The following is an 18348-nucleotide window of genomic DNA, read 5'->3' on the forward strand; positions in this document are numbered from 1 at the left end:
CTTGCCCCGTTGATCCAATGCATTTTTCAGTCGGCTCAATGGCTCATCCAGAGAACCGGAGAATGCAGTGCATTCTTGTCTACGAGAGCGAAGATCGCCCGCCAGAATCACGTGCACTTGATTCGTGCCCGAAATTCGAGAGTAACGCGAATGTAAGCTTTTTAGCCAAATCATAGCCTCTCCAGCCCCGGAAAACCCGCGTGATACAGCCGCGGATGGGAAGCGCCATGCTACCGATCGATATCATCGTTCCACGATCCGCTCCTCGCCGTTGGCAGGGGATGGTCATCGAGCGACTTCAGGCGGAGGGTTACGATGTCGCCGTGCTGCAGCAGCTTGGCTCACCGAGCTGGCCAGCCGCGGTGAATGCAATTTTCGCTCTCGAACGGCGTCTTTTTCGCCGAACCGCTCCGGGGCTTTCTGCTCCCCAACCAGAAATTCCGGCGAGCCCTCGCAGCCGTGTTGCGGCCCTGCGGCTGGATCTCGCGGGCGATGCCGCGCCGTCTGACGTTCCCACCATCCTGCTGACCTTCGACGGGGCCCGTTTCGACCTGTCGGCTGCCTTGGCGGTGGCGGCGGGCGATTTGCCGGTGATTGAGGCCGTTCTTGATCACACGGTCGTGGTGGGGCGCGCATGGCCGATGATTGACAAGCGGGAATCTGCGGCATTTGGCATCGAGGATGTCCTTGCTCGCGCGATAACGTTGGCTGTTTCAGTGGTTCGTGCCTTTATCGAAGGCCGACTCACGGGCGAGAAGCGAGCGCCCGAAACGACCCGGAACGGCGAGGGTACAGCAATGCAGTTCGCTGCCGCCTATTTGGCCAAATCCTTGCCGCGGCTCGGCCGGGAGGCCTTTCGGCGTGCACGTTTCCGTCACGCACATTGGTGCGTTGGCTACCGTTTTACCGATGCACTTGGAGTGGCGGAGACGGGCAGGCTGGGGACTGGCTGGTCGGTTTTGCCGGATTCCGGCGATCGCTTCTATGCGGATCCCTTTCCTTTCCAGTGGCAGGGCCGCTCCTTCGTGTTCGTGGAAGACTATGTCCATGCCGTCGGCAAGGCGGTCATTTCCGTTGTGCCGTTCAATTCCGACGGAACCCCACAAGAGCCGCGGGTCGTGCTGGAGGAGCCGCACCATCTTTCCTATCCCCAGGTATTCGAGCGCGATGGCGCGATCTGGATGCTTCCGGAGGCAAGCTCTAGCGGAAAGCTTACACTCTACCGGGCTGTAGGGTTTCCGGATCGCTGGGTCGCGGAGAGCGTCCTCATCGAGGGGGAGATCTCAGACGCGACGCTTCTCGATCATGAGGGGAGGCTTTGGCTCTTTGCCACAAACCGGGATGGCTATGGCAGCACCTCTGACACTCTTGTGGTTTTCTACGCTCCCGCGCTTATCGGGCCGTGGAAGCCGCATCCGCTAAACCCTATTTTGATTGACCGCCGCATGGCGCGTCCGGGAGGCGCTTTCTTTCGTGACCGGGAGGGCCGTATCTTCCTGCCGGTCCAGGACGGGACGCTTGGTTATGGCGGGGGGCTCGGCCTCTGCGAGTTGCAGACATTGGACATGCAGACAGTGCGTCTCTCGCAACCCCGGCCCATTGTCGCGGATGGTGATTGGCCCTATCCGCGGATCCATACTCTGAACCACTCGGGCGGACTGGAAGTGATCGATGGGATTGCGGCTGTGCGGAAGGGCTCAGGAAACAAGTAACGCCTCGTAGCCGGCACACATCCTTGCAGGCGAGTATTGCTCCTTGAGCCGCCGCCCCGCGGCCGCAAGGTGGGCACCCAGCTCCGGCTTGGCGATGATGTTGGCGAGCCCCCCGGCGATACTTTGGGCGTCGGCCTCGACGAAGAGCGCCGCGGGTTCGCCGTCCTCCGTCGTCAGAACTTCCTGCAGTACGGAAAGATTGCTCGATACGACCGGCAATCCGGAAATGGCGGCCTCAACGGCGGCGAGGCCGAAGGTTTCCGTTGTTGAGGAAAATGCGTAGGCATCACCCGCCGCCAGGAATTCGAAAATGCGTGCGGGAGGGACCTCGCCCACCAGATGCAGCCGATCCGCCACGTTTTTGCTTTTGGCAAAGGCGACAAGCGCCTCCCATTCAGGTCCCGTGCCGGCGATCGCCAGATGGATGTTGGGCACGTGAGCCAGTGCGCCGACAAGGGCGATCTGGTTCTTTGAAGGTGACAATCGGCCGGACGAGACGGCAAGCCATACGTGGGGGGGCAGGCCGAATGCGGCGCGAGCCGCCGCCTTGTCGAATTTTTCCAAAGGCGCGGCAACGCCATGGTCGATGCGCAGGATTCGTTTGCGATAGGCTTGTGGGTAGCAATCGAACTGCGCTTTGGTCCAAGCCGAGTTGACGACATTTGCGTGGTAAAGTCCGAGCGTACCCATCAGCTTGTCGATCTGTGAGAGCATGCCCCTGACCCCTTTGGTCTGTGGCGCTCCGCTCTGGTTCGCAACGATCGGCCGGACACCTGCCAGCCGGGCGCCGATCGTGCCAAAGATATTGCCATAATGTTGGAAGGTAATGACTGCGTCTGGCCGCGTTCTGCGTAAATAGCCCGCGAGCCCAACGGCTGCCCGCGCCTGTGCCGGCAATCCCCTTGGTGGGGCGGCGAGGATGAAATCAGCATAGGGATCGCGGTCGTAGACGTCGGTCTTCCGGTACATGAACACGGTACGAACCTCATGGCCGCGGGCACGCAGCCCTTCACCCACCATGTCGGAAATGCGTTGTGAACCAGCAGCCTCCGCCTGTGTCTGCACCTGGACGATTTTCACGTGCGGCCTCTCAAAAACGTGCGGGCGACGCGTTCGTCTTTCCCGGTGAAGAGGCCGAAGATTGACGGGTTGATCCCTATTCTTCGCCGGGCGATAGAGACCGCGATCACGCACCATATGATGATTGTGCCCGCGATGCCGAGCGCCGCGCCGATGGGTCCAAAAAGATAAGTCAGTGCCGCCGTTGCTCCGAGCCCCAGTGTGTTGACCACAATGAGCAGTTTGAAAAGTGCGTGCTGCAGGCCGGTCAATTGCAGAAGGATTTCGGTTGGGCCGCAAGCAGTTCCCACCGTTGCGCCAATGCCGAAGATGATGAGTGTCGCGTGCATTGTTGGCGTGGCATAGGCCGGATCGAAGATCGACAGGATCAGATTTCCGAAGATTGCAAACGTCGCCAGCACGCAAAGGGCGATAGCAAAGCCGCCCAGGGCGGCGAGGCTGGTGATGCGCTGCACATATGATCTGTCGCCTCTGTAGAAGGCGTTTGATATCTGTGGCGCGAGCGCCTGATTGATGCCGTTGAGAGCCAGCACCACGAGCCGCATGGTCCGGTCGGCAACAAAGATTGCGCCGGCAGCTTCAGGTCCCAGGATTGCGGCAACAAGCAGCGTCGTTGCCTGGCCGAGCGCGGGTGGCAGCGCCGTGACGCCCCAAAGGCCAAGCGTCACGGTCTTGAATTCGTCTTTCTGTTCTTCGCTGAGCGGGCCGCGCCTGGCGCGGGTCGTGTCGCGCAGCAAGACAACGGTTTGCGGAACGATCGAAAGGAGCAGTAGCCCGGCCGTCAGGTAGGTCGCCGCAACGGCACTCATCTGGGCATGCATGAAGTGAGCTGCGATAAAAACCGCTATGGTCGCCGCGCGCCATATGATGTCCCGCGGCAGCAGGCCGGCCACGAGCTTGTTTTTGGCGCGGAAAGCGCAGGACGTGAATTCCGACCAGCCAAGTGCGAAGGCCAAAACAGTCGCGGCCGCGCAGAGCGATCGCCATTCCGGCACGTCGCGGCCAATGAGCGGTAGAAAGCCGACCGCCATGACAAGCAGGCTGAAAACGGAAAGTCCGGCCAATGCAACAAGAATGGCGCGCGCCATCAGGCCATTCGCCGAGTTGAGATCGTTGTTTCCGGCATACTGGGGCCAAAACCGCATGACGGTGCTGTGCTGGCCGACCAGTGAGAAGTAGGAGACAAGGCTGGCGCCGGCATAGGCGGTGCTGTAAAGGCCGAATTGCCGCACGTCGGTCATCATTGCCGCCGCCACGAACATGAAGAACGACAGGCCCGCGCTGGCAAGCTTGATGAAGCCTGCAACGGCGCCGCTTTTGGCGAGCGCACCCACAGACATGCGCCCGTCGGCAGCAGGGCCGGCCGGTCCGGCACGCGAGATCTTGTGGTCGCCTATGTTGTCACCCAATTTTACAATCCCGAGATGAATCGATCCTCGCTCGGCGGCCGAAAACCCTGCAATGCAACGTGTCTCTAAATAGCGCAAAAACACGCGATTGCGCCACCATGAACTCGCGGCATGGTTACTGGTGGTCGCTATATTCCCTCGACCTATGGCTGTAATATTAACGGATGGCTAACATTAATCGTTAATACTGAGGCGGACGACCTGTAGCCCGCGGTTGCGGAGAGGCAAAGGATGAAGCCATTTAACATTGATGAGCGCACCCTTCCGCCACTGTTCGATTTAGGTGCCGTCTGGAATATCCTTTGGCAACGTCGAAGGATGGTGCTTGCAAGCATCGGGACGGTGCTTTTGCTGGCACTCCTTTATCTTGCCGTGACGAAGCCGAGCTATACGGCGACGGCCTCGATATTGATCGATCCACGCGATTCACGCGCGACCAATTTCGACAGCGTTCTTCCCGGAATAGGGATGGACAGTGCCGCGATCGCGAGCCAGGTTTTCGTGATTCAATCGCGTGATTTGCTCATGAAGGTCCTGGAAAGCGAGGGCATCGAAAGCGATCCTGAATTTGCCGATCGCGGCCTCCTGTCGTTCCTGTGGGCATCCGGAGCCCTCGAGAAAGATTCCATCTTCAAGCGCTTTCAACGTCGGGTTTCAGTGGAGCGGGCGGGACTGACCTATGTCATCAATGTCAGCTTTATGTCCGAGGTTTCCGACAAGGCCGCACGCATCGCCAATGCCATCGTTGACCGCTACAGAGCGGGTCTTTCCGGAGAAAGAGAAACCGCAAATAGCGATGTGAGCGCGCTGCTTGCCGATAAGATCAGCGGCCTTCAGAAAAACGTCAGCGATGCCGAGCGAACGGTTGGTGATTTTAAAATCAAGCATCAGATCCTGGACGTTGCTGCCGGAGGCACACTGCAATCCCAGATCGATCAGGTCACGGACCAATTGATTGCAGCGCGGGGCGACGCCGATCGAGCGAAGGACAAATATGATCAGGCGCTGGTGGCTGGTACGCTGCCAGCAGATCTTGGCGAGCTCTCGGAAATACTGTCTTCCAGCACGATCGAAAAACTACGCGATGACTATAACAAGCGCGCAGCGGAACTTGCCAATTCCGAAACCGTGTACCAACCCCGCCATCCGCTGATCCGGCGGCTCAAGTCCGAATTGAATAAGACCGAAGGGCTCATGGCGGCAGAGGCCAAGCGGATAACCCGGGAGCTGAATGCCAAATACGATCTGGCGCTACAAAATGTCACGACGCTTCAAGCGAAGCTCGATGCTTTGCGCCAGCAGTCGGAGAGCTCTGATGCCGCTCAGGTGCAGTTGCGGCGACTGGAATCCACAGCCCAGGCGGCCCGCTCCGTACTCGACGACTTTCTGAAGCGCGCCGAGGAAACGTCGCAGCTGCAAGGTCTCCAGCTGCCCGAGGCGCGGGTGATCAGCATGGCTGCTCCCCCAGCGCAGCCGACGTGGCCGAAGCCGTTTCTGCTCTTGCCTGTGAGCGCTGCTCTGGGCCTGATTGCTGGATGTGGTCTAGCGTTGGTGAACGGGCCGATCCGTCAACCACAAGATGGCTCGCCAACACCTCCAAGGGGACTCCTGCAGGCGATTGACACGCAAAAAGATGACGGAGCTGCCCTATCGCGGCCGGAGCCTGTGCCTATCAACTTTGGAGAGTACCGCTTGCCCGCGCGTGTGGGCTTCGGCGCGCAGTCATCCATCAGGGCGATCAGAAGGCGTTTTTTCCAAGCGGGAAGCGAGGCCTTCTCGCGCGATCTGCTGCAGCTCGTACGGCGGATCATTCTCCACCTGACCGAGCACCCCAAACCCTATGTGCTCCTGGTATCCTCGATTCACAATCCTTTCGAAGCAAAACTTGCGGGCGCGATGATTGGAATAGGCTTCCAACAGGCCGACCAGAAAGTGCTTGTGGTTGAATTCGACGGTTCGGCGCGACACGGCACTGGCGTGTTCGTCAATGGTGCAAGCGGCCTCCAAACCGTCGTGTACAATACCGCTGCGAGCAGGGCAGGGGGAACCGGTCGTCGCTTTACCGCCGATGACATTCTGGCCGACGCCGGGGCGTTCGATTTCGTGCTCATGATGGGTCCTGCCGTCATCGACAACAGCTGGGATCCGGAGCTTTTCGCGGACGCTGACCTCATGCTCTTTGCACTCGGCCCATCGGAAGAGGAGTCTGAAGCAACCAGCCTGCTGCGCAAACATCTCGATTCTGACCAAATCCGGCGGAGTGCGACGCTTGTCATCGCGCCCGAGGGTATAGGGTCAGCCGAAAACCGGGTGGCGCGGCCTATCCGGTCGGCCGGGGACGGCGAGGGGAGCCGCAACGTCTTTGAAAGGCGTGGTCGATGATGCTGACGGATAGCAGATGGCAATCGACGGCTGTATCACGCCGCCACGCTCTCGCGCTCGCAGGAGGTTCCCTCCTGGCGGCGCTTTCCCTTCCCGTGTCAGGGTTGGCACAGGCGGCGGGCGGGCGGGCCGTTCCGTCGCGCGGCTTCAATCTGCCGGGCTGGCTTGACCGTAAGGACGGACTTTCTCCGGGCGAGGCGGTCCTTGAAAAGCTTCGCCAAACAGGCTTCGAGACGGTTCGGTTGCCGGTAAACGACACTCTCATATCGGCGGATGATACGGCCGGACTCCGTCTTATCCACGATGGAGTGACGACACTTGTCCGGCAGGGTTTTGACGTCATTGTGGACATGCATCCGTCCACCGATCTTCACACGGCTTTGCGTGATGATTTCGATGCGGGAGCCGAGAGGACGATCCGGGCCTGGACGATCCTTCGCGACGTCATTGCCGATCTCCCGGCAAGCTCCGTTTATCCGGAACTCCTGAACGAGCCGCCCATGGAACGCACGGCGTGGCTTCCCTTGCGGGACAAGCTTGCCGAAACCCTGCGATCCAAATGTCCGCTTCACACGCTGATATGGGGCCCGGCCCCATATCAAGGAATCTGGGAGCTTGGTGATACGCCGCCTCTTGCCGACGATAACCAGATCGTTGCCATTCATTTTTATGCGCCGATGGCCTTCACGCATCAATGTCAGACCTGGGACACCACATCGCCGCTTGCCCGTATCGCCAACCTGCCTTTTCCGGCAACGAAGGAAATGCCGCTCGTGCGGGAGCGTATCGCTGCGCTGCGGGCGGCCGGAGATGAGCAGGCGGCAGCGATGATCGAGGAGCAATTGGCCACTCCGTGGACGGAAGCGGCGATCGTGTCCGAGTTTGCCGGGCTGGCGCGTTGGTCTGCGGCACACGACTGCCCGGTGATTCTGAACGAGTTCGGCGTGCTCAATTTCTGCGTGGATGCCGAAAGCCGCACGTCCTGGGTCCGCGCCGTGCGTCAGGCGGCCGAAGCCAACCAGATCGGCTGGGCCTATTGGGAGCTCGATCAGGGGTTCGGCGTCATCCAGAGCCGGCAGAGCACCGAAGGGTTCGATCGCTCAATGATCGCTGCCCTGTTCGGAGCTGATGGTGGGGGGTGAGATGTACGGAAGATATCATCCCTTCGCACAGTCCTTTGCGGAAATCGAAGGGGACCGGAAATGAGCACCACGGGCGCGCCGATCCGGTTCGGTGCAAGCGATCATGGGTTGATGCAGACCGACGCGCTCTTTGACCTGTGCGTTGCTGTCCTCGCTATCGTCGCGGCCGTTTCGGCTTTCGCGGTCTGGACCCCGTTCGGGATCGTTACAACCTTCCTGCTGACATTGATCCTTTCGATCGCATTGCCGGCAAGCATGCCCGTTATTATCGCGTGTGCCTTTCTATACCAAAACCTTGTGGTCGCGTGGTTCACGCCCTTCGTGCCCGACGACAATACGTTCGACGCGCTGCGCGGTGCCAATTTCGTCATCCTGATGACCGCTTTTGGTGTTTTTCTCGTGGCTTCGTTTCAATACCGCGTGCGCGCCTTGACCGAGTTGCGCCCCTGGCTGCTCTTCAGTTTCGTACTATGCGCAACGGTTTGTTTCTATTTCGCCCTGGGGGTTCTGAACGGAGGCCCCAAGGACGCCGTCATCTATTTCCGCAATACGATCACACCATTGGCCTGCTTCCACATCGCGGTCCTGGCCGCCAGCCTCTATCCCATCGACTTGCGTAAAAGCATATTTTGGCTCTGTGTCGGTGCAATTGTCTACGGCTATCTGGAACAGATCTTCAGGATGGACTTCCTCAGTCTCTTCCATGGCGACCTTTACATTCAACGTGGGCTCAAGGAACAGATTGAGGCTGGCGTGTGGGAGAAGGCGCTGAGGGAAACCGGATTCGTGCTCCGCGGTCTTGAGGACACAATGATGACGACCTTCTTCAATACACGGTTCTTCAGCGATCTGCTCCCGCCCATCTTCCGTAATGGCGGCCCGAACTTTCATCCAATCAGCTATGCATATGGCTTGAGCATCATGTCAGCCTGGCTTCTCTTCAAGGGGCGCTGGCTGCTGCCCATCGCAGCCTTGCCTCTGCTTCTTGTGATCGGTTCAAAGGGGGCCACATTCATGCTGGTCGTCGCGCTCGGCGCTCGGCTGATCTATCGGCCGTCTCAAGTCCAACTGACGCTTACGGCCGTGGTCGCGCTGGCCGTGAGCTGGACGACGGTGGCCGTTGCTTATGGTGCGACGCATGGCGACTATCACGTTCTCGGCCTGATTGCGGGGGTTCGTGAATTCCTGTCCAACCCACTTGGGCAAGGACTCGGGTTGGGGGGTAATTTGTCCAGCACCAGCCTCAATCTCGATTGGGGGCGAGCTCAGGGGGAGGGGGTTGCCTCGGTTCCTGTGGAGAGTGCCGTCGGCGTGATGCTCTACCAGATGGGAATCGGCAGTTTCGTCTTTTTCGGTTTTCTGGCGGCGCTCGCCGCAACGGCGCGGCGGCAGCTCCTGGAGACAGGTGAGCCCGACTTCCTGTTTGCCTTTGTCGTCATTGTCACGATCTCGGCCAATGCCGTATTGCAGGAGGAGGCATTCTTCTCGCCCCTTGCTCTCGGCTTTTGTCTGCTTCTTGTCGGCATCTCGTTGGGTACGCGCTGGCGTGAAGCAGCGATGGCAAGAGGTCCTTTGCGCGACTGAGCTTGGCAAGAGCCGCAGGCCTTTCTCGCCCGCTTCGATCGCCGCCCCTCGTTTATCGTGACACGCGTCCCGAGGAATACCGTCCCACGGGACAGCCGCTTGTTCCCTCTGCATTCACGAGCCGAATATCACGAACTCGGTGAACGTCAGGTCTCCAAGTGAAGGCGGTTTCGGGCCCTTGAAATATTTTGGTCCACTCTCCCCAAAATACCGGCCCGTCAGGCCGAGAACCGGCTTGTTGGCATCAACGACGCAAAGCAGGATTCCCTTTCGAAGGAGAAAGCGCCCGATAGGGCCGGCGCACTGGGCCAGTTCCAAAGCGGAGCGGCAATAGATGACCTGACTGCATGGAACGAGGCCATGAAACACGCGGCGCGTCTTAAACACGAAAGGGAAAGCTCTTCCGTCGCGAACGCAAACCAGCGAACGGCAACCGAGCGCAGCATGTTCCAGGAGTATGCCTCGTTCGCTTTCAGACAGCAGCATCAATTCAGGAAGATCAGGCCGCACTTCAAGAATACGGTATGGCCTTCGAACCGAACCTAGGGCAGGCAAGAAGGCAAACTGCCCGTTGGAGTAGCGACGGAAACCGAGTGCTTCGTTGATCTTCATCGTTTCGGGTGCCGGTGAAACGTTGATATAGGTCACATTCTTTCGTCTGAGCGCCGCAATGACCATTTTTCCGGCGTAGGGCCGAAATTCCTCATCGACAGCCCAGCTTGAAAGATTGCAGCGGATTTCTTCGCCCTCCTGCCCTTGCCGGGTGTAATAGAGCGCCAGCAAAACACCGACGATCCTCTCCTCCATGGCCAGAACGAAGCCATATCGCGGGAAGTCGGCGATGGCAGACCGTTGTGCCATACGGGCCAGAGCCCTGACCCAATGGCTCCGGTGACGTTGCGGAAACCCCCTGCCAAGACATGCGATGACACCTTCCCAATCATCTTCATGAATCGGTCGGCAGACGAGGCCTGCGGGGAATGCACCTAAGACAGCCATGATCAACTCCGAAATACAATTGAAAAAGTAGCATTCTCCGCATGATTCAACTTGCGCTGATGTTGGCGAGTGCCCCTGCGCGGCGTGTGCGGGCGATGGCAATCTCGGTATCGGTATCGGTATCGGTTTCGACGAGCTGCGAGTCGGTGAGGCGACGGATAATCATTTCGAATACCTCCAGATGACATAGAGGGCCCGGGGATTGGTTGTCAGGTAACGCCAGAACAGTCGGCGCGGCTCCATCAACACGCGCCATAACCACTCGAAGCCGGCTTTTTGTGCCCAGAGCGGTGCTCGCTGGGTCTTCCCGGCCAGATGATCGAAGAGCCCGCCCGAGGTTTTCAGGACGCCGACATGTGTGAGGCGGGCTGCAAAGTCGCGCACGAAGATCTGCTCGCGCGGCACGCCCAGACCCAGCCACAAGATATCGGGTGCAAGCGCATCGATTTCCGCAAGCTTCGCCTCCAGAGCGTCGCCGGTAAGATAGCCGTGGCAGTGGCCGATGATGCGCAGGTTGGGATAGCGGGCCTGAATCGCGGCGACGGCCTTGTCGCTTTCGGCTTCGGTCGCTCCCAACAGGTAGAATGTTACGCCCAGAAATTCAGCCAGCCTCGCGACGTCGTGAAAGAGGTCGGTGGTGGCTACTCGCTCCGGAAGCTTTATCCTGCACAGCCATCGTGATGCGAAGACGAGCGCTTGGCCATCGGCAAAGATCTGGTCGGCGCCGTGGAAGAGACTGGCTATCCGGGCATCCGCGTGCACGCGTGCGATAACCTCTCCATTGGCAGAGGTGAAATAGTAGGGACGGTTGTCGGGGCGACGTTTCCGCGTCGCGGAAATCATCAAAAAGGCGGCGCTTTGCCGATCAAGCACCGTGATGGGCAGCCCCCCGAGCAGAATGCTGGGGAACGTGAGGAGGTTTTCCGGAAGCAACGAGACGGTTTCGCGCTGTTTCGCGGCGGGCGGTTGGCCCGTGTCTTCCCCGTTCACACGGAGGTCCTCCCCCGCTGTGGATATGGCCATATCGGGCCGCTCAGCACGACCGGTCCGATATGCACTCTTGATTGCATTTCTACCGTCAATGTTTTTTCCCGAACGTCCATCAATACCAGTCATTCCAAGTACCTCCGGTTGAGAGATACATAAAGATTCCCGTCATCAAAGTTAAGCTGCCAATTAATATTTAGTTAATACGTAAACTTTAAATAAAATATATTTTATCTCTATGATTGTGTTTGGTTTTCAACCGCGTCGCTTCGAAGCTGCGCGCGGGCGACCGCGCCGCACAGCGTTCTGGCCCGCTCCGACCGAGATTTTCCTCGATTAGAGTGGTTTTCCCGGCCATTGCCGTCTGCCAGGCCAAGACATGCGCCCCGTGGACCTCATCAACTCTGCTTGGGAGAGGACTACAACCTGCCGGGGATGGATGGCTCCGAGTGAACACAATATCGTGGCCTTCCAAGCCCGCGAATTGCCGGAGAGACGATCGCGAAATGACTGCCGGCGCCTTCACAACCACTGGAGGAGTTGGCAGCAGACCGGGACATGCGGACATTGGGCCGTCGTAAGTTGATCGTGTCGATCCGCTCGTCGCGCTTATCGTGCCTGTCGCGGGGCCGCTGTCGAGCCGCGCAGCATCAGGCGGCATTCTACCGGTGGCGGGTCGTCCGGCGTGCCGTCTTCGAGGCAGGTGCGAAGATAGTCGGCGGCTCGACGACCGATTTCGGCATTCTCGACACGCATGGTGGTTAGCGGCGGGTCCATCTGCAATGCCATGGCAACGTCATCGAAGCCGATCACAGACAGGTCCTCCGGCACCTTGATGCCCAAAGCGCGGGCTTCGATCATTGCGCCGATCGCAAGCGTATCGTTGCCGCAGACGATGGCTGTTGGGCGCGGGCCTGGCGTCTCCATGATGGCCTTCAGGCTTTGCCGTCCGAATGTGAGCGACGGGACACCCTCGTGAACATGTTGCGGCCGAAGGGCGATGCCTTTTTCCGCGAGTGCTCCGCGCAGTCCGTCAAGGCGGGCAAGAACGCGGTCATTGTCCTTCGCAGGCTGATGGATCAGGCCGAAATCGCGATGGCCGAGATCAAGGAGATGGTGGGCGGCCCGGCGGGACGCGTCGGCATTGTCGAAGCCGGCGAACGGATGTTCTGCATGCGCGCGATACGAATACATGACGATATAGGGAACACGCCGCGCGCGAATCATGTCGAAGACACCCTCGCGCTGTGCCTCGCCTACGATCGCTAGCGCCTCGACGCCCCGGGCAAGCATGGCCCGCAGCTGCGCCTCGGCCTGTGCACCGTCATAGTTGGAGCAGCCGATGAGAACGGTTATTCCTGCCTCCGACAGCCGCGCTTGCAGCTCACCCACCTGCGAGGCGAAAACGTCATGGTCGAGCGTGGGGATCAGCACGCCCACCAGCCAGGTCCGGCGGCTTGCGAGGGCTGCGCCGGCCGGATGAGGCATCCAGCCGAGCCCGGCGGCGATCTTGAGGATCTTGTCGCGGATCTCGGGAGCCACCTTTTCAGGTGCATTGAACGCACGCGAAACCGTCGCCGTCGATACGCCCGCTGCCGCAGCCACATCCAGTGCGCGCGGTCCTGCTGCCTTGCCTGTCTCCCTCATGCCACGTGCCATGCTTCCTCCCATACGCAAATATGTATCCGCATACAATAGGACACGAAACGCAAGCAATCGACCGAAATCCGGCCGATTGACAAAGTTTCCGCCATTGATATGTATGCGCTTACATTGCGGATCGCGAGGAGGCGGAAGCGGCTATGGAAAGCCCTGTCCGGGCGCGATTGGAGGAGGGGATATGAGCGCCGTCACGAAAATTCTGGTCAAACCCATCGAGGCGATCATTGCTGCCTGTATGGCCGTGATGCTGCTGCTGGTGTTTGGCAATGTTGTGCTTCGATACCTCTTCAACACCGGCATCTCGGTTTCGGATGAGCTGTCGCGGCTGCTCTTCGTCTGGATGGTTTTCCTCGGCGCGATGGCCGCGCTCGTAGAGCGTGCCCATCTGGGCGTCGATACGCTGGTGAAAAGGCTGTCGCGCAAAGGGCGCATCATCTGTTTTGTTCTGTCGAACCTGCTGATGCTCTACGCAACCTGGCTGGTCGCGACCGGCACATGGAAGCAGTTCGTCATCAATCTCGGCATGACCACGCCCGTCATGGGCATTTCCCAGGCCTGGTTCTTTGCGCCGCTGCTGATCTTCGCCGCGCTTTCTGCCGGCTGGTTCAGCCTGGCGCTCCTTCGGGCACTAGCCGGGCGCGTGCCGGACGACGAGCTGATCGGCGTGCGCGAGAGCGAGGAAGAGGTGGATATCGAGGCCTACCGGACGCCGGATAACGGCAAATCCTGATTTCCCCCACGCCTTCGTTGACCATTCAAGTGTGCCGGTGAGCGCCAGACGCGCCCGGATACTGCGGGATAAGCCAAATGACCATTCTGATTTTCGTCACCTCCCTGCTCGCCGCCATGGCCATCGGCATGCCGATCGCCTATGCGCTTATTATTTGCGGTGTCGCTTTGATGCTGCAACTCGATATTTTCGATGCACAGATCCTGGCGCAGAATCTCGTTGGCGGCACCGATAGCTTTACCCTGCTGGCCGTTCCCTTCTTCATGCTGGCTGGCGAGGTGATGAATGTCGGCGGCCTGTCGCGCCGCATTGTCGATCTGGCTCTGGCCCTCGTCGGCCATGTTCGTGGCGGGTTGGGTTACGTCGCGATCATCGCGGCCTGCATCCTCTCTGCGCTGTCGGGTTCGGCCGCTGCCGATGCGGCTGCGCTCGGCGCGCTGCTCGTGCCGATGATGGTGAGGGCGGGCCATGACAAGGCACGCTCCGCCGGTCTTGTCGCCTCCGCCTCGATCATTGGGCCGATCATTCCACCTTCGATCGCCTTCATCCTGCTCGGCGTGACGGCCAATCTCTCGATTTCCAAGCTCTTCATGGCGGGTATCGCGCCCGGTCTGATGGTTGGTCTGGCGCTTGCGATCGCCTGGTACATCGTTGCCCGCAAGGAGAAGACGGAGCCGCGCCCGCGCGCCTCGGCTGCCGAACGGCTCAAGGCGCTGCGCGAAAGCCTCTGGGCGCTCGGTCTGCCGGTCATCATCATCTTCGGCCTCAAGTTTGGTCTTTTCACGCCGACCGAAGCTGCCGTCGTCGCCGCGATCTACGCCCTGTTCGTTTCCATGGTCGTCTACCGGGAACTCACGATTGCGCAGCTCTACAAGGTGTTCGTCACGTCGGCCAAGATCACCAGTGTCGTCATCTTCATGGTTTCGGCGGCCCTCGTCTCCGCCTGGCTGATCACCATCGCCGACCTTCCGGGCCAGGTCGTCGCGCTGCTCTCACCCTTCATGGACAGCCCGCGCCTGCTGATGTTGATGATCATGATTCTTATTGTCATCGTCGGGACGGCGATGGACATGGCGCCGACCATCCTCATTCTCGGTCCGGTGCTCGTGCCGGTGGTTCAGGCGGCCGGCATCGATCCGATCTATTTCGGCGTCCTGTTCATCATCAACAATTCCATTGGTCTCATCACGCCCCCCGTCGGCACGGTGTTGAACGTGGTTGCCGGAGTGACCCGGACCAGCATGGAGACCGTGATCCGCGGTGTCACGCCGTTCATGATCGCTCAGCTCATCGTTCTCGGGTTGATGATCGTCTTTCCGGAACTGGTCACCGTCCCGGCCGCATGGCTGTCGCACTAATCCGCACACATTCGTTTTCGCATTGCAACCAGGAGGAAATCTATATGCGTAAGCTCGTCAATACCCTTCTTGCCGGTGTCATGCTGGCATCTCTTTGCGTACTGCCGGCTCAGGCCGAAATTCACGAGCAGACCATCCGCTTTGCCAGCACCGGTTCGGAAGGCTCGCCGCTTGTGATCGGGCAGCGCAAGTTCGCTGAAATCGTCAAGGAAAAGAGCGGCGGCAAGATCGATGTCAAGGTGTTCCCGGCCGGCATGCTCGGAGGCGACATGCAGTCGGTTGCGTCGCTGCAGGGCGGCCTTTTGCAGATGTCGGCCCTGAATGCCGGGCTCATGGCGAGCCTTGCACCCGATTTCGCCCTGCTCGACATCCCCTTCCTGTTCGAGAACACGAAGGAAGCTGACGCCGTTATGGACGGCGAAGTCGGCAAGATCTTCAAGGCGGAACTCGACGAGAAGAACCTTGTCGTTCTGGCCTATTGGGAGTTGGGCTTCCGCAACCTGACCAACAGCCGCCGCGCCGTCGAAAAGGTCGATGATATCGAAGGCCTGAAGATCCGCGTCGTGCAGTCGCCGATTTATCTGGAAATGTTCCAGGCGCTGGGCGCCAATGCCGTGCCGATGCCGTTCCCTGAAGTTTATACGGCCCTGGAAACCGGGACGGTTGACGGCCAGGAAAACCCGGCTGCCTCGATCCTGACGGCCAAGCTCAACGAAGTGCAGAAATATCTGACGCTGACGCGCCACACGTACAATCCGATGGTGCTGCTTTTTTCCAAGCCTGTATGGGAAAAGCTCGATCCGGATGAACAGGAACTGCTTCAGCAGGCAGCGCTGGAGTCCGCCGCCTTCCAGCGTGCGACATCCCGCGAGGCCGATGCCAAAGCCGTGGAGGCGCTTGCCGCCGCTGGCATGACCGTTACCAAGTTGGCGCCTGAAGAAATTGCGCGCTTCCGTGAGAAGACCAAGCCGGTCGCAGAAAAGTTTTCGGCCGCCGCGGACCCGGCGCTGGTCAAGCTGCTGAACGATACCATCCAGCAGGCGCGCACGGCCAAGTGATGCCTCTGCGGCGCGGGGCTTATCCCGCGCCGTTTCATTTTTTCCCAAGCTTAGAAGGTATGACCGATGTTCAAGCCCAATCGCCTCAAGGCCCAACTTCTCGCCGGTGAAACTGTTTACGGTTGCTGGGTCGGCGGCGGTTCGCCGACCAATGCCGAAATCCTCGGGCATATCGGTTTCGACTTTCTCCTGGTGGATCACGAGCACGGCGTCGGTGAAAGCCGCGAGATCATGGAAACGCTCAGGGCGATCCAGACAACCCCGGCCCTGGTGCGCGTGCCGTGGAACGATCATGTCTTTCTCAAGCGTGTGATCGATGCCGGCGTGCAGTCGGTCATGATCCCGTCCGTCGATACCGCGGAAGCGGCACGGGCTGCCGTGCGGGCTTGCCTTTACCCGCCGCACGGTATTCGGGGCTATGCAGCCGGCGTCGTGCGTGCCTCCACTTTCGGGCTCGAGCCCGACTATATTCATAAGGCGAACGGCGAGATGCTCATCGCGGTGCAGTTGGAATCCTATACCGCCGTCGAGAATGCCGTGGAGATTGCCGCCGTCGAAGGGGCGGATATCATTTTCATCGGCGTCAATGATTTGGCCGGTTCGATCGGCCGGCTTGAACAGACCGGCCATCCGGATGTGCAGGCTCTCGTCAGGAAAGCCGAGGCCGCTATCCGTGCCTCCGGCAAGATCATGGGAACGGTGCCCAACGGTGGTGCGTCGGTCGGTCAGTTGATCGAGCGCGGCTACCGCGTGATCGCCGGCCCCCACGATGTCGCGCTTTTGCGCGATGCAGGCCTTGCCGCTCTGGCGGACTACAAGGCTTTGCGCAGCAAGCTCGCCAATGGTGACGCCGTCGACGCCGGCGGTCTGACGCGGTCCTACTGAAAGATCGGGGCGGCTATCGATGGGGCGAGAGAACTTCAGATGATAGCCGCTCCCGGCATTGGTGCCCCCACTGTCTCCGAGCTCTCTCGCAGTTCGGCCGGCCGGCATTCGCCCTCGAACAGGCATTCGCGAACCCGGATACGAGTTGGCCGGATCTCGTCGCGGCGAAGGCGCAATTGGCTGCGCCTGAAAGCCTGGCAGATACGGTTCCGCACCTCAAAGACCGGTAGCTTCATCGTGCGGATAGGCATTCGCCGACGATCCAGTATATCGAGTCGCTCGGCATTGCGCTGGATTGGGCCATTCTGGGCCATGCAATCCGTTGCCCGAATCTGGAAGCGCCCACGTTCGGCCGGAACGCTTTCGCCGACAGGAACGGGTTTTACAACGCTCTGAGCGGTGATTTCACCAGTGAAGCGCAGGGTACGTAGCGCTCAGCAGTTACGCCAAACATGTCCCCCGGCCGGCGTCGCAAATTTAAAGCACTGAAGGCATGCCCGGAAAGTGCGGCTGCTGTGATGGCCTGTATCCTGGAGAGGGGAGGGCGGACCCATTCTGCCGGGGGAATGATGCGTTCTCGCCTGGCCCGATGGTAATCACTCTGATGCTGCAAATGGTTCAGGGACTTCAAAGGCGGGATAACAACGATCTGCAGCTTCCCCGGGCGTTGTTCGTGCGGACCGGACAGTGTCCAGTGCCCGCCAGAAGACCGGGTAGCTTGCCGATGAGGTCTATCTCGGTATCGAAGAGGTGATCTCGGGAGAGACGGCCAATGGTGCGTCCGGTGCGTTGGAATGGGTCATCGCAAAATTCAGGGTGAACATCGCCACGATCGCAAACGCGATGACGGTGATCGTAATTCCTTTGTCTGTGGCCATACCCCAATCCCTTCGCAAACAACTGCAACACTTTGAAAGCTGCGGGTGAGACTATTGTGCGGCACGGAATCTGCTGTTCCACCAGTAACAGCCATCATGGTAAATCCTTCGTTAAGGCAGCATGGATAGCGGCGAAGGGCGGTGAGATCCCCCCTCCAGCCGCCAGCAAAGCGCCCCATTGAAGGCTTTCGCGCATGCCTCTCGTTTGGACTCCGCGCAGAACCAATTTATTTTGAATTTCTTTGCATTGGCCTGTTGACTTCGTTCCGGTGTGTCGCCTATAAACCGCTCACCAACGAGGGCGGCGGCGCTGCTGGCGACCGACGAACTCGCTCTGAAGTTTCTTATGAAAGTTTGGTGCGGATTTGGGGTTTCAGGCAGGGATGTTTGGGCTCTCGGGGTTAGGTTTTCGACGGATTTGTCCGTCTGTTTTTTGACAATTGAATAGAGAGAAAGAGAAACGTGGGCGGCGGATGTTCGCG

At 59.7% G+C, this 18348-nt stretch carries 15 protein-coding genes; 8 read left to right on the forward strand and 7 right to left on the reverse strand.

Translation table 11 applies throughout. The features are described 5' to 3' along the window. Positions 1-227: 227 nt before the first annotated feature. Positions 228-1712: a glucosamine inositolphosphorylceramide transferase family protein gene (locus ADU59_RS10825; RefSeq protein WP_068954157.1), complete on the forward strand. Its 1485-nt coding sequence runs from the start codon at positions 228-230 to the stop codon at positions 1710-1712. On the opposite strand, the gene ADU59_RS10830 is transcribed toward ADU59_RS10825, so the two are convergent. Beyond that, entirely contained in the window at positions 1698-2792 is a 1095-nt protein-coding gene (locus tag ADU59_RS10830; RefSeq protein WP_068954093.1) for a glycosyltransferase family 4 protein, read from the reverse strand. The two genes, ADU59_RS10825 and ADU59_RS10830, sit on opposite strands and share 15 nt — an antisense overlap. Beyond that, the gene (locus tag ADU59_RS10835) at positions 2789-4201 is read right to left on the reverse strand and encodes a lipopolysaccharide biosynthesis protein (RefSeq protein ID WP_068954094.1); all 1413 of its coding nucleotides are present in this window, start codon (positions 4199-4201) and stop codon (positions 2789-2791) included. Before ADU59_RS10835 ends, ADU59_RS10830 begins: the two co-directional genes overlap by 4 nt. Positions 4202-4432: 231 nt before the next feature. Between ADU59_RS10835 and ADU59_RS10840 the strand changes: the two genes are divergently transcribed. The 3 genes from ADU59_RS10840 to ADU59_RS10850 are packed head-to-tail and all read left to right on the forward strand — an operon-like array spanning position 4433 to position 9309. Next, on the forward strand, positions 4433-6583 hold the full coding sequence (locus tag ADU59_RS10840) for a GumC family protein (RefSeq protein ID WP_068954095.1): 2151 nt from the start codon (positions 4433-4435) through the stop codon (positions 6581-6583). Further along, positions 6580-7725 (forward strand): glycoside hydrolase family 5 protein, encoded by a 1146-nt coding sequence (locus ADU59_RS10845; protein ID WP_244506397.1) that lies wholly within the window; start codon positions 6580-6582, stop codon positions 7723-7725. The genes ADU59_RS10840 and ADU59_RS10845 overlap by 4 nt, the downstream gene beginning before the upstream one ends. Positions 7726-7785: 60 nt before the next feature. Further along, positions 7786-9309: a hypothetical protein gene (locus ADU59_RS10850; protein ID WP_068954096.1), complete on the forward strand. Its 1524-nt coding sequence runs from the start codon at positions 7786-7788 to the stop codon at positions 9307-9309. Positions 9310-9423: 114 nt separating this feature from the next. Here ADU59_RS10850 and ADU59_RS10855 read toward each other — a convergent pair whose 3' ends face one another. The 3 genes from ADU59_RS10855 to ADU59_RS10865 all read right to left on the reverse strand — a co-directional run bounded on the left by ADU59_RS10855 (position 9424) and on the right by ADU59_RS10865 (position 12954). After that, on the reverse strand, positions 9424-10308 hold the full coding sequence (locus tag ADU59_RS10855; RefSeq protein ID WP_068954097.1) for a hypothetical protein: 885 nt from the start codon (positions 10306-10308) through the stop codon (positions 9424-9426). Positions 10309-10470: 162 nt separating this feature from the next. Then, on the reverse strand, positions 10471-11424 hold the full coding sequence (locus ADU59_RS10860) for a WecB/TagA/CpsF family glycosyltransferase (protein WP_244506398.1): 954 nt from the start codon (positions 11422-11424) through the stop codon (positions 10471-10473). A gap of 480 nt (positions 11425-11904) precedes the next feature. Beyond that, positions 11905-12954, reverse strand: coding sequence for a LacI family DNA-binding transcriptional regulator (locus ADU59_RS10865; protein ID WP_068954098.1), 1050 nt, complete (start codon positions 12952-12954; stop codon positions 11905-11907). Between the two features lie 181 nt (positions 12955-13135). Here ADU59_RS10865 and ADU59_RS10870 point away from each other — a divergent pair, with 181 nt between their 5' ends. The 4 genes from ADU59_RS10870 (at position 13136) to ADU59_RS10885 (ending at position 16988) form a co-directional block, all read left to right on the forward strand. Then, positions 13136-13687: a TRAP transporter small permease gene (locus ADU59_RS10870; RefSeq protein ID WP_068954099.1), complete on the forward strand. Its 552-nt coding sequence runs from the start codon at positions 13136-13138 to the stop codon at positions 13685-13687. A 77-nt stretch (positions 13688-13764) separates the two neighbouring features. Next, positions 13765-15045: a TRAP transporter large permease subunit gene (locus ADU59_RS10875; RefSeq protein ID WP_068954100.1), complete on the forward strand. Its 1281-nt coding sequence runs from the start codon at positions 13765-13767 to the stop codon at positions 15043-15045. A gap of 44 nt (positions 15046-15089) precedes the next feature. Further along, complete coding sequence (locus ADU59_RS10880) at positions 15090-16103, forward strand: TRAP transporter substrate-binding protein (RefSeq protein ID WP_068954160.1); 1014 nt, start codon at positions 15090-15092, stop codon at positions 16101-16103. Positions 16104-16169: 66 nt separating this feature from the next. Continuing rightward, on the forward strand, positions 16170-16988 hold the full coding sequence (locus ADU59_RS10885) for an HpcH/HpaI aldolase family protein (RefSeq protein ID WP_068954101.1): 819 nt from the start codon (positions 16170-16172) through the stop codon (positions 16986-16988). A gap of 731 nt (positions 16989-17719) precedes the next feature. Here ADU59_RS10885 and ADU59_RS30610 read toward each other — a convergent pair. Both ADU59_RS30610 and ADU59_RS31030 read right to left on the reverse strand, forming a co-directional pair. Continuing rightward, entirely contained in the window at positions 17720-17866 is a 147-nt protein-coding gene (locus ADU59_RS30610; RefSeq protein WP_158515717.1) for a hypothetical protein, read from the reverse strand. Between the two features lie 111 nt (positions 17867-17977). Continuing rightward, positions 17978-18348: hypothetical protein (locus ADU59_RS31030; RefSeq protein WP_210183469.1), on the reverse strand; the 371-nt coding region annotated here is incomplete at its 5' end.

Origin of the sequence: Pararhizobium polonicum, assembly GCF_001687365.1 — a bacterium.
Classification (GTDB): Bacteria; Pseudomonadota; Alphaproteobacteria; order Rhizobiales; family Rhizobiaceae; genus Pararhizobium; species Pararhizobium polonicum.

Coding starts and splice junctions, on each gene's coding strand:
- ADU59_RS10825 (WP_068954157.1), top strand. CDS start 228: ATGCTACCGATCGATATCATCGTTCCACGATCCGCTCCTCGCCGTTGG.
- ADU59_RS10840 (WP_068954095.1), top strand. CDS start 4,433: ATGAAGCCATTTAACATTGATGAGCGCACCCTTCCGCCACTGTTCGAT.
- ADU59_RS10845 (WP_244506397.1), top strand. CDS start 6,580: ATGATGCTGACGGATAGCAGATGGCAATCGACGGCTGTATCACGCCGC.
- ADU59_RS10850 (WP_068954096.1), top strand. CDS start 7,786: ATGAGCACCACGGGCGCGCCGATCCGGTTCGGTGCAAGCGATCATGGG.
- ADU59_RS10855 (WP_068954097.1), bottom strand. CDS start 10,308: ATGGCTGTCTTAGGTGCATTCCCCGCAGGCCTCGTCTGCCGACCGATT.
- ADU59_RS10860 (WP_244506398.1), bottom strand. CDS start 11,424: ATGACTGGTATTGATGGACGTTCGGGAAAAAACATTGACGGTAGAAAT.
- ADU59_RS10865 (WP_068954098.1), bottom strand. CDS start 12,954: ATGGCACGTGGCATGAGGGAGACAGGCAAGGCAGCAGGACCGCGCGCA.
- ADU59_RS10870 (WP_068954099.1), top strand. CDS start 13,136: ATGAGCGCCGTCACGAAAATTCTGGTCAAACCCATCGAGGCGATCATT.
- ADU59_RS10875 (WP_068954100.1), top strand. CDS start 13,765: ATGACCATTCTGATTTTCGTCACCTCCCTGCTCGCCGCCATGGCCATC.
- ADU59_RS10880 (WP_068954160.1), top strand. CDS start 15,090: ATGCGTAAGCTCGTCAATACCCTTCTTGCCGGTGTCATGCTGGCATCT.
- ADU59_RS10885 (WP_068954101.1), top strand. CDS start 16,170: ATGTTCAAGCCCAATCGCCTCAAGGCCCAACTTCTCGCCGGTGAAACT.
- ADU59_RS30610 (WP_158515717.1), bottom strand. CDS start 17,866: ATGGCCACAGACAAAGGAATTACGATCACCGTCATCGCGTTTGCGATC.